At 72.8% G+C, this 14,938-nt stretch carries 9 protein-coding genes and 1 pseudogene; 8 read left to right on the forward strand and 2 right to left on the reverse strand.

What is annotated here, in order from left to right; all coding sequences use genetic code 11:
- Positions 1–48: 48 nt before the first annotated feature.
- Together OG875_RS24130 and OG875_RS24135 are read right to left on the reverse strand one after the other, a co-directional pair.
- The gene (locus tag OG875_RS24130) at positions 49–1,263 is read right to left on the reverse strand and encodes an ADP-ribosylglycohydrolase family protein (protein ID WP_330177886.1); all 1,215 of its coding nucleotides are present in this window, start codon (positions 1,261–1,263) and stop codon (positions 49–51) included.
- 803 nt (positions 1,264–2,066) lie between these two features.
- Positions 2,067–3,152, reverse strand: a pseudogene (locus OG875_RS24135) (ADP-ribosylglycohydrolase family protein); the annotation flags it as partial.
- 145 nt (positions 3,153–3,297) lie between these two features.
- Between OG875_RS24135 and OG875_RS24140 the strand changes: the two are divergent.
- The 8 genes from OG875_RS24140 (at position 3,298) to OG875_RS24175 (ending at position 14,925) form a co-directional block, all read left to right on the forward strand.
- Positions 3,298–4,017, forward strand: a complete 720-nt coding sequence (locus tag OG875_RS24140) for a VIT1/CCC1 transporter family protein (RefSeq protein ID WP_443079286.1) — start codon at positions 3,298–3,300, stop codon at positions 4,015–4,017.
- 549 nt (positions 4,018–4,566) lie between these two features.
- Positions 4,567–9,147, forward strand: a complete 4,581-nt coding sequence (gene gltB, locus OG875_RS24145; protein ID WP_330176319.1) for a glutamate synthase large subunit — start codon at positions 4,567–4,569, stop codon at positions 9,145–9,147.
- Positions 9,140–10,600, forward strand: a complete 1,461-nt coding sequence (locus OG875_RS24150) for a glutamate synthase subunit beta (RefSeq protein ID WP_330176320.1) — start codon at positions 9,140–9,142, stop codon at positions 10,598–10,600. Before gltB ends, OG875_RS24150 begins: the two co-directional genes overlap by 8 nt.
- A 230-nt stretch (positions 10,601–10,830) precedes the next feature.
- Positions 10,831–11,577 (forward strand): VWA domain-containing protein, encoded by a 747-nt coding sequence (locus tag OG875_RS24155; RefSeq protein ID WP_330176321.1) that lies wholly within the window; start codon positions 10,831–10,833, stop codon positions 11,575–11,577.
- A 236-nt stretch (positions 11,578–11,813) separates the two neighbouring features.
- On the forward strand, positions 11,814–12,017 hold the full coding sequence (locus OG875_RS24160) for a cold-shock protein (protein WP_003969786.1): 204 nt from the start codon (positions 11,814–11,816) through the stop codon (positions 12,015–12,017).
- A 92-nt stretch (positions 12,018–12,109) separates the two neighbouring features.
- The gene (locus OG875_RS24165) at positions 12,110–13,702 is read left to right on the forward strand and encodes a DEAD/DEAH box helicase (protein WP_330176322.1); all 1,593 of its coding nucleotides are present in this window, start codon (positions 12,110–12,112) and stop codon (positions 13,700–13,702) included.
- A 348-nt stretch (positions 13,703–14,050) separates the two neighbouring features.
- A complete protein-coding gene (locus tag OG875_RS24170; RefSeq protein WP_330176323.1) occupies positions 14,051–14,440 on the forward strand; it encodes a ribonuclease domain-containing protein in 390 nt (129 codons plus the stop codon).
- 98 nt (positions 14,441–14,538) lie between these two features.
- Entirely contained in the window at positions 14,539–14,925 is a 387-nt protein-coding gene (locus OG875_RS24175) for a barstar family protein (RefSeq protein ID WP_330176324.1), read from the forward strand.
- Positions 14,926–14,938 lie beyond the last annotated feature (13 nt).

A 14,938-nucleotide genomic window follows, 5' to 3' on the forward strand; every position in this document is an offset into this window, starting at 1 on the left:
TGTCCACCCCCGCGCGCCGGGTGGGGGTGAAGCTCGCCGCCCGTGACGCTACGGCGCGCGGTGCGCGGCGGCCGGGGCGGCGGGGCCGGTGGGGGCTGAGGCGGTGGGAGCGGAGGGGGTCAGCGCGCGGGTGAGCCGGCCGGCGAGTTCGACCAGGTCCGTGCCGGCGAGGCGGGGCAGGGCGCAGCCCGCCAGGGTGCGACAGGCGTCGCGCCAGGTCGGGGGCACCGCCGCGCCCCCGCCGAGCGCCCCGGTCAGCGCGCCGGCCAGCGCGGGCGCCGAGTCCGCGACGCGCGACAGGCACGCGGCGGCGGGTACGGCGGCGCGGACGTCGCCCCGGGCCGCGACGGTCAGGGCGAGGGCGACGGGCACCGTCTCGGCCGCGGCGATGCCGTAGCTGTAGACGTGGTCGACGATCTGATGCTCCAGCAGGGGGACGAGCGCGAACGCCCCGGCCGGCTCGTGGGCGAAGCCCCGGGCCAGCCCGACCGCGTGCCGGGCGTTGCGGCCGATCTCGGTGGCGGACGGCAGCTGTTCGAGCGCGGCGGCGACGGCCGTCGCCGTGTCGGCGCCGCCGAGCGCCGCGGCCACGGCGGCGGCCATCGCGCGGGCGCCGTGCACACCGTCGCCGTCCTGCGTGTAGCGGGCGTCGAACTCGGCGAGTCCGGCGGCGGCGTACGGCCGTCCCGGATGGACGACCGCGAGCACGGCGGCCCGTACACAGGCCGCGTCGTCGAAGTAGTGCGGGTTGTCGTGGCCGGTCGCGGGCGGGCGCAGACCGGTGGCGAGATTGCCGAGTCCGGCGCGTACGGAGATCCGGGCCCGCAGCGGCAGGACGGCGGACTCGACCTCCGGCGCCCGGTCCGCCGCCGCGGCGATCTCGCCCGCGAGGGTGTGCCAGGCGAGGTCGACGGCGGCGCGGGTCCTGCGGTCGGCGGAGAGACCGTCGAAGGGCCCACCGAAGGCGGCGAGCACGGTCCCGGCGGTGAAGGCGGCCCACTCGGCGTCGTCGGACGGCCCGAGCCGCAGCGGCTCGGGCGGCTGGTTGAGGGCGATCGGGACGGGGAGGGTGGTGGTCGCGTTCTGCTCGGCGAAGGTGTCCAGCTCACGGGTGAGGCGCCGGGTCCACTCGGGCATCCGCGCGGCCCGGTGCCGCGCGGCGGGCCACCCGGCGGCATCCCCGGCGGCCAGCCCGAGAAGCAGCCCCTCGACCCGCTCCCGCGCGGGAGCGGGCCCGGCGACGACGTGCTCACACCGGGGCACGCCGCTCCCGTGCCGCCCGGCGACGCGGCGGGCCACCGCCGGTTCGGCACGGTCGGTGTCCCGGACCCCGCCCGGCCGAGCCGCCCCGACAGCGCGTCCCTCCTCGCCTTCGGCGCTCGACCGGCCCGGCGCCGGCGCGTCGTCCGTCCGACCGTGACCGCCCGACTGCGCCGGACCCGGCGTATCGGCCCCTCCTGCCGCGAACGCCGCCCGAGGGTCCGGCCCTTCGACGGTCCGGTCCGTCCGTGCCGCCCGGACGGGCGGGCCGGGGCGGCCCGGAGCCGCTGCTGCCGCCGGGTGGGCGGGCCGGGCCGGGTGGCTGCCGGCGGGGGCTTGGGGTGGGGCCGGGTGGTTCGCGGCGCCGGGGTCGCTGTGAGTTGGGGGCTGGTGCGGGCCTGCTTGGAGGTGCTGCCTACGGGCCTGGCCGTCAGGCGCCCGGGGCGGGCCCGGTGGGCAGGCCGTACCTCCCTCCGGGCTTGGGCAGGCCGTGTCCGCCGTGCTGCCCGGTCCGCTGTCTGTCGTCGGCTGCGCCTGGCCTGCTTCAAGGGGCGGCCGATCCGCAGTTGCCGAGTGCGCCTCGGGCGGGCCCGGTGGGCAGGCCGTACCTCCCTCCGGGCTTGGGCAGGCCGTGTCCGCCGTGCCGCCCGGTCCGCCGGCAGGTGTCGTCCCCGGCGGGCCCGCTTCGTGGAACTGTCCACCCGCCGTCACCGCGTGGGCACCGGACCCGGTGGGCGTACCGCCCGCAGGGCCGCCCCGAGGGGTGGGGCGGCGGGCTCCCGTGAAGGCGTAGCCGTTCGCCCCGGCGTCATCCGTCAGCAGGTCCGCGATGTCCAGGACGTGGTAACCCCGCATCGAGGGCAGACAGCTGCCCCGGACCGGGCCGATTGCCGAGGACCATTCGCGGGGGATCGCCGCGGCGCCGGACAGCGCCCCGGACAGGGCGCCCGCGACCGCCGCCGTCGTGTCGGCGTCGCGGCCCATGTTGACGGCCGTCAGCACCGACGTACGGAAGTCCCCACGGGCCACCGCGAACGCGCCGAACGCCAGGCCCACCGCCTCCGGGGCCAGGTCCGTCCAGGGATAGCCGCCGATCACGACCGCCGACCGCACCGCGCGTTCCATGGTCAGCCGGTCGGGGTACGCGCGCCCCGCCGCGACCACCGCGCGGCGCAGTGAGCGGGCCGTCCAGGAGTCCATCGGGATCACCGAGAGCGCGGCGGCGACCACGGACGCGGGACCCGCGCCCGTCATCGCGGCGGCGACCCCCGCCGCGACCGCCCGGCCGCCGTAGATGCCCTCGCCGTCGTGGCTCACGGTGCCGTCGACCGCGACGAGCCGCGCCGCCTCGGCCGGCCGGCCCGCCGCGTACACGCCGAACGGCGCCGCCCGCATCGCGAGGCCGTCGCTCCAGGCGTGCCGGTGCTGGGCGGTGATCGGGGCGGCGAGGCCCCTGCGCAGGTTCTCCAGCGTGCCGCGTTCGCTGAACCCGGCGCCCCGGAACGGCCCCTCGTCGAGGTCGGCCAGCCAGTGGTGCCAGGCGTCCTCGGCGTGTGTGACGGTCAGGGCCGCGCCGTGCCTGGCCAGCAGGAGACCGGAGAAGATCGCGTACTCGGTGTCGTCCGTGCCCGCCGGGTCGTCGGAGACGAAGCCCTCGATACGGCCCCAGCGCCGCCGGATCTCGGACGGGCGCATGTTCTCGGCGGGCGCGCCGAGCGCGTCGCCGACGGCGAGGCCGAGCAGCGCGCCGCGCCCCCGGTCCCGCAGCGCCTCGGCCGCCTGACCCGAAGCCGTACCCGTACCCGCACCGTGGCCGGAACCGCTGGTCGTCCGCTCCATCGCGGGGCCTTTCGCCGCGCCTCGGGCCCGGGAAGGCCCCCTCGTCCTCCGATACGTCCCACACCGGGTCCCGGAGGAGTCCGGTGGGCGCGGCTGTCACCCGCCTGGTGCCGGGTAAGCATGGCTTTCCTTGCTGGCGGCGACCGTTCTTCGTGCGTATTTTCGATCACGAGGGAAGGGGACACAGCTGTGGCCGTCATGAACAACGGGGCGACGCTCCACGAAGCGCACCGCGACAATCACACCCACCGCGACGTGAACGGCGGCTGGCTGCGCCCCGCCGTGTTCGGCGCGATGGACGGGCTCGTCTCGAACCTGGCCCTGATGACCGGTGTGGCGGGCGGCGCCGTCGACCGGCAGACCCTCGTCATCACCGGACTCGCGGGCCTGGCCGCCGGCGCCTTCTCCATGGCGGCGGGGGAGTACACGTCGGTGGCCTCCCAGAGCGAGCTGGTCCAGGCGGAGCTGGACGTGGAACGGCGGGAGCTGCGCAAGCACCCCAAGGACGAGATGGCGGAACTCGCGGAGCTGTACGAGTCGCGCGGTGTCGAGCCGGACCTTGCCCGCAAGGTCGCCGAACAGCTCTCGAAGGACCCCGACCTGGCCCTGGAGATCCACGCCCGGGAGGAACTGGGTGTCGACCCCGACGACCTGCCGTCGCCGACGGTCGCCGCGGTGTCGTCGTTCACCTCCTTCGCCCTGGGCGCGCTGCTGCCCGTCCTGCCGTACCTGCTGGGCGCCACGGCCCTGTGGCCCGCCGTGATCGTGGCGCTGACCGGCCTCTTCGCCTGCGGCGCGCTGGTGGCGCGGGTGACCGCCCGCAGCTGGTGGTACAGCGGCCTGCGCCAGCTGCTCCTCGGCGGTACGGCGGCGGCGCTCACGTACGGTCTCGGCGCCCTCTTCGGCGCGGCTGTCTGAGCGCCGCGGCAGCCCCGGCAGCCTCCTGGCCGCGGCACAGGGAGTCCGGGACTGGACCCCGGCCGTCCGGGACAGGGCCCGGCACCCGTACCCGACAGGGCCCGGCACCCGTACCCGACAGGACCCGGCACCCGCGCACCCGGCCGCTCCCGACATATTGCGCGGTCGGGACAGTACCGTCACTGTGGTGACGAACATCCCCGACCGTCCACCGGCGACCGCCCCGCCCCCGGTGGGTCACTATGCGTGCCGTCACATATTCACCCGTTACCCGGTTGTTTCGAACGCTTGAACTCCGGGCATGACCCGTAGGCGCCGCTGGCAAAGAAGCCCGCGCCGCCGTGGTCCGGTCTCCGGCGTCCGTTCACGTCCGACCATCACCGGCCCACCCCGGCGCCCCGCGCGGCGCCGACGAACGACGTCCACATGTTGGTATCAGCTTTCCGCTTCCTGGGCGGCCGACCCATCATGTAACCTGCACGAAATTTTGCCCAGGGCCAACGTCGTCCCTCGGATATCGCTCATGCCACGACGACGACGGGAGAGCCGATGCGTTTCGACGCCTGGTCGCCCATGGATGGCCGCCCCGCTGCACAGGGCATGTATGACCCCCGTAACGAGCACGACGCCTGCGGCGTCGGGTTCGTGGCCACCCTGACCGGTGTGCCCGGCCACGAGATGGTCGAGCAGGCGCTGACCGTACTGCGCAATCTCGAACACCGGGGCGCCACCGGCTCCGAGCCCGACTCCGGTGACGGCGCGGGCATCCTGCTCCAGATCCCGGACGCGTTCCTGCGCGAGTCGGCCGGCTTCGACCTGCCCGAAGCAGGCGCGTACGCCGTCGGCATCGCCTTCCTGCCCGCCGAGGACCCGGACGAAGCCGTCTCACAGATCGAGACGATCGCCGCCGAGGAGGGCATCGACGTCCTCGGCTGGCGCGAGGTCCCGGTCGCCCCGCAGATGCTCGGCGCCATCGCCCGCTCCACCATGCCGGTCTTCCGCCAGATCTTCCTCTCCTCACGTGACGAGAAGGGCCCGCGCACCGGTATCGCCCTCGACCGCAAGACGTTCGTGCTGCGCAAGCGCGCCGAGCGCGAGGCCGGGATCTACTTCCCCTCGCTCTCCGCCCGCACCCTCGTCTACAAGGGCATGCTCACCACCGGCCAGCTGGAGCCGTTCTTCCCCGATCTCTCCGACCGCCGCTTCGCGACCGCCGTCGCCGTGGTCCACTCGCGCTTCTCCACCAACACCTTCCCGAGCTGGCCGCTGGCCCACCCGTACCGCTTCGTCGCGCACAACGGCGAGATCAACACCGTCCAGGGCAACCGCAACTGGATGAAGGCCCGCGAGTCCCTGCTCGCCTCCGACGTGTTCGGCGACGACCCCCGCACGCTGGAGCGGACCTTCCCCGTCTGCACCCCCGACGCCTCCGACTCGGCGTCCTTCGACGAGGTCCTCGAACTCCTCCACCTCGGCGGCCGGTCACTCCCGCACTCCGTACTGATGATGGTCCCCGAGGCGTGGGAGAACCACGACTCCATGGACCCCGCCCGGCGCGCCTTCTACCAGTACCACGCCACGATGATGGAGCCCTGGGACGGCCCCGCCTGCGTCACCTTCACCGACGGCGTCCAGGTCGGCGCGGTCCTCGACCGCAACGGACTGCGCCCCGGCCGCTACTGGGTCACCGACGACGGCCTCGTCGTCCTCTCCTCCGAGGTCGGCGTCCTCGACATCGACCCCGCCAAGGTCGTCCGCAAGGGCCGCCTCCAGCCCGGCCGGATGTTCCTCGTCGACACCGCCGAACACCGCATCGTCGAGGACGACGAGATCAAGGCCGCGCTCGCCGCCGAGAACCCCTACGAGGAGTGGCTCGAAGTCGGCGAGATCGAACTGGAGGACCTCCCCGAGCGGGAGCACATCGTCCACACGCACGCCTCCGTCACCCGCCGCCAGCAGACCTTCGGCTACACCGAGGAAGAGCTGCGCGTCATCCTCGCCCCGATGGCCCGCAGCGGCGGCGAACCCCTCGGCTCCATGGGCACCGACAGCCCCATCGCCGCGCTCTCCGCCCGCCCCCGGCTGCTCTTCGACTACTTCACCCAGCTCTTCGCACAGGTCACCAACCCGCCGCTGGACGCCATCCGCGAGGAACTGGTCACCTCGCTGCGCTCCTCGCTGGGCCCCCAGGGCAACCTCCTGCGGCCGATCGCCGCGTCCTGCCGCAGCGTCACCCTGCCCTTCCCGGTCCTCGACAACGACGAGCTGGCCAAGCTCATACACGTCAACGCCGACGGCGACATGCCCGGCCTGACCGCCGCCACCCTCTCCGGCCTCTACCGGGTCAGCGGCGGCGGCGAGGCCCTCGCCGCCCGGATCGAGGAGATCCGCGCCGAGACCGACGCCGCCATCGAAGCGGGCGCGCGCATCATCGTGCTCTCCGACCGGCACTCCGACGCCGAACACGCGCCCATCCCCTCCCTGCTGCTCACCGCCGCCGTCCACCACCACCTCATCCGCACCAAGCAGCGCACCCAGGTGGGCCTGCTGGTCGAGGCCGGCGACGTACGCGAGGTGCACCACGTCGCGCTGCTCATCGGCTACGGCGCCGCCGCCGTCAACCCGTACCTCGCCATGGAGTCCGTCGAGGACCTCGTCCGCGCGGGCACCTTCATCGAGGGCCTGGAGCCCGAGAACGCCATCCGCAACCTGATCCACGCCCTCGGCAAGGGCGTCCTGAAGGTCATGTCCAAGATGGGCATCTCCACCGTCGCCTCCTACCGGGGCGCGCAGGTCTTCGAGGCCGTCGGCCTCGACCAGGAATTCGTGGAGACGTACTTCAGCGGCACGGCGACCAAGATCGGCGGCGCCGGGCTCGACATCGTCGCCCAGGAGGTCGCCGCCCGGCACGCCAAGGCGTACCCGGCCTCCGGCATCTCCGCCTCGCACCGCGCCCTGGACATCGGCGGCGAGTACCAGTGGCGCCGCGAGGGCGAACCGCACCTCTTCGACCCCGACACCGTTTTCCGGCTCCAGCACGCCACCCGCAACCGCCGCTACGACATCTTCAAGCAGTACACGGAGCGGGTGAACGAGCAGTCCGAGCGCCTCATGACCCTGCGCGGCCTGTTCACCCTCGACTCCGGCCGCGAACCGGTGCCGCTGGACGAGGTCGAGCCCGCCTCCGAGATCGTCAAGCGCTTCTCCACCGGCGCCATGTCGTACGGCTCCATCTCCGGCGAGGCGCACGAGACCCTCGCCATCGCCATGAACCAGCTCGGCGGCAAGTCCAACACCGGCGAGGGCGGCGAGGACGCGGAACGCCTCCACGACCCCAGGCGCCGCTCCGCCATCAAGCAGGTCGCCTCCGGCCGCTTCGGCGTCACCAGCGAGTACCTCGTCAACGCCGACGACATCCAGATCAAGATGGCCCAGGGCGCCAAGCCCGGCGAGGGCGGCCAGCTGCCCGGCCACAAGGTCTACCCGTGGGTCGCCAAGACCCGGCACTCCACCCCCGGCGTCGGCCTCATCTCCCCGCCGCCGCACCACGACATCTACTCCATCGAAGACCTCGCCCAGCTCATCCACGACCTCAAGAACGCCAACCCGGCCGCCCGCATCCACGTGAAGCTGGTCTCCGAGGTCGGCGTCGGCACGGTCGCCGCCGGAGTCTCCAAGGCCCACGCCGACGTCGTCCTGATCTCCGGCCACGACGGCGGTACGGGCGCCTCCCCGCTCACCTCGCTCAAGCACGCGGGCGGCCCCTGGGAGCTGGGCCTGGCCGAGACCCAGCAGACCCTGCTGCTCAACGGGCTGCGCGACCGGATCGTCGTCCAGACCGACGGGCAGCTCAAGACCGGCCGCGACGTCGTCGTCGCCGCGCTCCTCGGCGCCGAGGAGTTCGGCTTCGCCACCGCGCCGCTCGTCGTCTCCGGCTGCGTCATGATGCGCGTCTGCCACCTCGACACCTGCCCGGTCGGCATCGCCACCCAGAACCCGGTGCTGCGCGAACGTTTCTCCGGCAAGGCCGAATACGTCGTCAACTTCTTCGAGTTCATCGCCGAGGAGGTCCGCGAACTCCTCGCCGAGCTGGGCTTCCGTACCCTCGAAGAGGCCGTCGGGCGCGCCGAACTGCTCAACACCGAACGGGCCGTCGACCACTGGAAGGCCCAGGGCCTGGACCTGCGCCCGCTGTTCCACGTGCCGATCCTGGGCGCGGGCGCCGTACGCCACCGTGTCGTCGAACAGGACCACGGCCTGGCCAAGGCCCTCGACAACCAGCTGATCAAGCTGGCCGCCGACGCGCTCGGCGCCGACAGCGCCGAGGCCGCCCAGCCGGTCCGCGCCCAGCTCGCCATCCGCAACATCAACCGCACCGTCGGCACCATGCTCGGCCACGAGGTGACCAAGAGGTTCGGCGGCGCCGGACTGCCCGACGACACCATCGACATCACCTTCACCGGCTCGGCCGGCCAGTCCTTCGGCGCGTTCCTGCCCAGCGGCGTCACTCTGCGCCTGGAGGGCGACGCCAACGACTACGTCGGCAAGGGCCTCTCCGGCGGCCGGGTCGTCGTCCGCCCCGACCGGGGCGCCGACCACCTCGCCGAGTACTCCACCATCGCGGGCAACACCATCGCCTACGGCGCGACCGGCGGCGAACTGTTCCTGCGCGGCCGGACCGGCGAGCGCTTCTGCGTCCGCAACTCCGGCGCCACCGTGGTCTCCGAGGGCGTCGGCGACCACGGCTGCGAGTACATGACCGGCGGCCACGCCGTTGTCCTCGGCGAGACGGGACGCAACTTCGCGGCCGGCATGTCCGGCGGCATCGCGTACGTCATCGACCTCGACCCGGACAACGTCAACTCCGGCAATCTCGGCGCCGTCGAGACCGACTTCTCCGACACCGACAAGGCATGGCTGCACGACGTCGTGCGCCGCCACCACGAGGAGACCGGCTCCACCGTCGCCGAGAAACTGCTGACCGACTGGGACACCTCCGTGGCCCGCTTCAGCAGGATCATCCCTTCCACCTACAAGGCCGTGCTCGCCGCCAAGGACGCCGCCGAGCTCGCCGGTCTCTCCGAGCGCGAGACCACCGAGAAGATGATGGAGGCGGCGACCAATGGCTGACCCCAAGGGCTTCCTGACCACCGGCCGCGAAGTGGCCAGGTCGCGCCCCGTGGACGAGCGCAAGAACGACTGGAACGAGGTCTACGTTCCGGGCTCGCTGCTCCCGATCATCAGCAAGCAGGCCGGCCGCTGCATGGACTGCGGCATCCCCTTCTGCCACAACGGCTGTCCGCTCGGCAACCTCATCCCCGAGTGGAACGACTACGCCTACCGGGAGGACTGGACGGCGGCGAGCGAACGCCTGCACGCCACCAACAACTTCCCGGAATTCACCGGCCGGCTCTGCCCCGCGCCGTGCGAATCCGCGTGCGTCCTGGCCATCAACCAGCCCGCCGTCACCATCAAGAACGTCGAGGTCTCCATCATCGACAAGGCGTGGGACAACGGCGACGTCGTCCCGCGCCCCCCGGAGCGGCTGTCCGGCAAGACCGTCGCAGTCGTCGGCTCGGGACCGGCGGGACTCGCCGCCGCCCAGCAGCTCACCCGCGCGGGCCACACGGTCGTCGTCTTCGAACGCGCCGACCGCATCGGCGGGCTGCTGCGCTACGGCATCCCCGAGTTCAAGATGGAGAAGTCCCACATCAACCGCCGTATCGAGCAGATGCGCGCGGAGGGCACCAAGTTCCGTACGGAGACGGAGATCGGCCGCGACATCGACGCGGCGAAGCTCCGCAGGCGCTACGACGCCGTCGTCGTCGCGGCCGGCGCCACCGTCTCGCGCGACCTGCCGGTGCCCGGCCGGGACCTCAAGGGCGTCCACCTGGCGATGGAGTACCTGCCGCTGGCCAACAAGGTGCGCGAGGGCGACCTGACGGTCTCCCCGATCACCGCCGAGGGCAAGCACGTCGTGGTCATCGGCGGCGGCGACACCGGCGCGGACTGCGTCGGTACGGCGCACCGCCAGGGCGCCGCGTCCGTCACCCAGCTGGAGATCATGCCCCGGCCGGGCGACGACCGGGCCCCGCACCAGCCGTGGCCCACCTTCCCGATGCTCTACAAGGTGACCTCCGCGCACGAGGAGGGCGGCGAGCGGATCTACTCCGTCTCCACCACCCACTTCGAGGGCGACGAGGACGGCAACGTCCAGTCGCTGCACCTCACCGAGGTCGAGTTCGTGGACGGCCGTCCGGCTCCGAAGCCGGGCACCGAGCGGATGATCCCCGCGCAGCTCGTCACCCTCGCGATGGGCTTCACCGGCACCGACCGGCAGAACGGTCTGGTCGACCAGTTCGGCCTGGAACTGGACGAGCGCGGCAACATCGCGCGGGACGCCGAGTACGCGACCAACGTGGACGGCGTGTACGTTGCCGGGGACGCCGGCCGTGGCCAGTCCCTGATCGTGTGGGCCATCGCCGAGGGCCGCTCGGCGGCACGCGGTGTCGACCGCTACCTGACCGGCGCGAGCGACCTGCACGCGCCGATCCGTCCGACGGACCGCTCGCTCACCGTCTGATCGCGCACGGCCCGATCAGCTCACGGTCCGACGGTCCGACGGACCCACGAGACGTCCCGTACAACGGCGTACGGGCGGTGACGGCCCGGGGGAAACCTGCCCCGGACCCTCCGCAGGACACGGCGCCCGCCAGTCCCCGACCGGACGACGGCGGGCGCCGTGGCATGTGGGGCCGCCGCCCCGGGTAGTCTCGACGGACCCCCGCGCCCGTCGAGCGAACGGCAGCGACCATGACCACAGCGCCCCCGGGGGCAGGCCCGGCCATCAGCCTCCGCAAGATCGAGGAGACCGCCCCCGCGCTCGTCGAGCACTACCGGGCCGCGGCGGTGTCCCTGCGCAAGCACGGGATGAGCGGCCAGCGCGCCGCCGTCTACCTGGTCCTGGACCACTCCGGTTCGATGCGCGCGTACTACCGGGACGGCACCGTCCAGGCGTTCGCCGACCGGGTGCTCGGACTCTCGGCGCATCTGGACGACGACGGGGTGGTGCCCGTCGTGGTCTTCTCCACCGGCATCGACGCCGAGGCGGACATCACGCTCGCCGGCCACCGGGGCGGTATCGACCGGATCGTGGCCGGACTCGGGCACATGGGGAGGACCAACTACCACCTCGCCATGGACACCGTGATCGACCACTATCTGGACAGCGGGTCCACCGCGCCCGCCCTGGTCGTCTTCCAGACCGACGGCGGACCGACCAGCAGACCCGCCGCCGAACGCCATCTCCGCAAGGCCGCCGCGCTTCCTCTCTTCTGGCAGTTCGTCGGCTTCGGCGACCGGAGCGACACACAGTTCGACTTTCTCCGCCGGCTCGACGAGCTGGCCGTCCCGCAGAAGCGGTGCGTCGACAACACGGGCTTCTTCCACGCCGGTCCCGACCCGCGCGGGGTACCGGACGACGTGCTGTACGACCGGCTGGTCGGCGAATTCCCGCGGTGGCTCGCCGCGGCCCGCGCACAGGGCGTCGTACGCGGCTGACCGGCCGGAACACCCGGCAGAACGGCCCCGGTACGGCACGCTCCGCACCCGCCACGGAGGCGTGCTAGGCTGACCGCGTTGCAGTTTTGGTACCCATGAACTTTATGTGCGCCTGACGGGAATGTTCCTCAGGCGCATTTTAATGTTTTCGCCGGCTTCTCCGGATGGGGCTCAATGCGGCGACGAGGAATCCGTGAAGTGCGGATTCGTCTCTGCACCTGTTTTAGGAGAATGACATGGCTACTGGAACCGTGAAGTGGTTCAACTCGGAAAAGGGCTTCGGCTTCATCGAGCAGGACGGCGGCGGCGCCGACGTCTTCGCCCACTACTCGAACATCGCCACCTCGGGCTTCCGTGAGCTCCAGGAGGGCCAGAAGGTCTCGTTCGACGTCACGCAGGGCCAGAAGGGCCCGCAGGCGGAGAACATCGTCCCGGCCTAATTTCCGGACGCGTACCTCGCAGCCGGGGCCCGCACCTGCACGGTGCGGGTCCCGGCTTGTGCTGTCCCCAGGCCCAGGAAGGTTCTTTCCGAATGACTCGCCCCGAACGCCCGGCCCGCGCGGCCGGACGGCCCGCCCGGCGCCCGGCCGGCTCCCGCGCCAAGAGCCCGGCGAAGGCGCCCGTGCGCCGCGCCGCGCGCCCGCAGGAGTTCACCCTGCCGGAAACCCTCACGCCCGCGCTGCCCGCCGTCGAGGCGTTCGACGAGCTCGACATGCCCGCGGCCCTCCTCAAGACCCTGACCTCGCTCGGAGTGACCGAGCCCTTCCCCATCCAGGGCGCCACCCTCCCGAACTCCCTCGCGGGCCGCGACATCCTCGGCCGGGGCCGCACGGGCTCCGGCAAGACCCTCGCCTTCGGCCTCGCGCTGCTGGCCCGCCTCGCCGGACGCCGCGCCGAGCCGCGCGCGCCGTACGCGATGGTCCTGGTGCCCACGCGCGAGCTGGCCCAGCAGGTCACCGACGCGCTCACCCCGTACGCCACCGCCGTGAACCTGCGCGTGGCCACCGTCGTCGGCGGTCTGTCGATCACCAAGCAGGCCGGGCAGCTCCGCCGGGGCGCCGAAGTGCTCGTCGCCACGCCCGGCCGGCTCAAGGACCTCATCGAGCGCGGCGACTGCCGGCTGGACCAGGTCACCATCACCGTCCTCGACGAGGCCGACCAGATGGCCGACATGGGGTTCATGCCGCAGGTCACCGCGCTGCTCAAGCAGGTGCGGCCGGACGGGCAGCGCATGCTGTTCTCCGCGACGCTGGACAAGAACATCGACCGGCTCGTACGGCAGTACCTGACCGACCCCGTCGTGCACTCCGTCGACCCCTCCCAGGGCGCGGTCACCACGATGGAGCACCACCTGCTGTACGTCATGGACGAGACGGACAAGAAGGCCGTCACCCTGCGGATCGCGGCCCGCGAGGGCCGGGTGCTGCTGTTCCTGGACACCAAGCGGGCGGTGGACCGGCTGGTCAAGCGCCTGCTGGCGAGCGGGGTACGGGCCTCCGGCCTGCACGGCGGCCGGTCCCAGCCGCAGCGCAACCGCACACTCGACCAGTTCAAGACCGGGCTGGTGACGGTGCTCGTCGCGACGAACGTCGCGGCGCGCGGCATCCATGTCGACGACCTCGACCTGGTCGTCAACGTCGACCCGCCCATGGACCACAAGGACTATCTGCACCGGGGCGGACGCACCGCGCGCGCCGGGGAGTCGGGCAGCGTCGTGACGCTCGTCCTGCCCGAGCAGAAGCGGGAGATGACGCGGCTGATGTCGGACGCGGGCATCGCGCCCCGCACCGCCAGCGTCAAGTCGACCGACGAGGAACTGGCGCGGCTGACCGGGGCGCGGGAGCCCTCCGGGGTCGCGGTCACCATCGAGGTACCGGCGCCCACCGCGCCGAAGCCGCAGAAGTCGCGTGCGTCGCGTCCGGCCCGCCGGGGCAGCGGCTCAGGCGCGGCCTCGGGCGGCGGCGGAAACGGTGGCAACGGCGGTCGCGGCGGCGGTTCCGCCGCCCGGCTGGGCGCGGCCGGCGGCTCCGGTTCCGGCGCGGGTTCGGGGCGCGGCAGCCGGGGCGGCCGTCGTGGCCGCTCCCCGGAGCGCGGCACCGACGGCGGTCGCCGCACCGCCGCGTAGGGTCTGTCGTCCGGATCAGTCCGGAACGGTGAGCGCCCGCCGCGTCGGCGGCCGATGTCACGTCGGTGCCGTGGATCGCACGGCGGAGGAGGGAGGCATGGCTGAGGCCATGCCTCCCTCCGGTGCTTTCAACGGCGGCGAGGCGTGGTGCCGGGGCACGCGAGCCCGGCACGATCCGAACGACAGGCGCCGGGATCCCTCTCCGTCGCCGTCGCTTCCCGTCCGGCCCGCGACGGCGAAACCGCCCACAACGGGCGGATGTCGTGCCCGTACCACCCGGTGAACTTCCCAGAAACTCCACCGGGTTGGCCTTGACGTGTCCACGTCTACGCGCGTCATCATGTGGGCATGCGAATCCCCCCACGAATCGCCCTCATCGGCGGCTCCGCCGCACTTCTGTCCACCCTTCTCGTCGGCGGCGCGGTCGCGACCACGGCCGGCGCCGCCCCTCTCGCGGTCGGCGACATCTGCTACTCCGACCTGCCGTCCCAGGCGCACGACACCCTCGACCTGATCGACCGGGGCGGGCCCTACCCGTACCCGCAGGACGACGGGGTCTTCCAGAACCGTGAGGGCATCCTGCCGCAGGAGTCCACCGGCTACTACCACGAGTACACCGTCAAGACGCCGGGCTCGTCCGACCGCGGCGCGCGCCGCATCGTGACCGGCAGCGAGGACGAGGACTACTACACCGCCGACCACTACGAGTCGTTCGACCTGGTCGACCACGGCTGCTGACCGTCCGGCAGCCCCGCACCACCGTCCGTCCGCTACACCCCACCGTCCGTCCGGTACACCCACCGTCCGTTCGACGGCAGGCCGGTAACCTCCGCCCCATGACTGTGACGTATGTGATCCCAGGGGCGGAGGTCACCGGCCTGGACGCGTTCTGGACGGTGATGGGTGCGGCCGTGAACGGTCCGGGCGGCTCCTTCGGCCGCAATCTCGACGCGTTCGCCGACTGTCTCGGCGGCGGCCACGGCACCCCCGACGACGGTGACTTCGTCATCGAGTGGCGCGACCACGCACGCTCGCGCGACGCGCTCGGGCACGAGGAGACGGCGCGCTGGCTCCGGAGCCGGCTGGGGCGGGTGCACGAGACCAACAGGGCCGCCGTGCGGGGTGAGTTGGCGGAGGCGGAGGCGGGCCGGGGCCGTACCCTCTTCGACCGGCTGGTGGAGATCGTCGAGGAGAAGGCGCCCGGAGCCCTGCGGCTCGTCTGAACGGTGGCGCGCC

The sequence above is a fragment of the Streptomyces sp. NBC_01498 genome (genome assembly GCF_036327775.1).
Classification (GTDB): Bacteria; Actinomycetota; Actinomycetes; order Streptomycetales; family Streptomycetaceae; genus Streptomyces.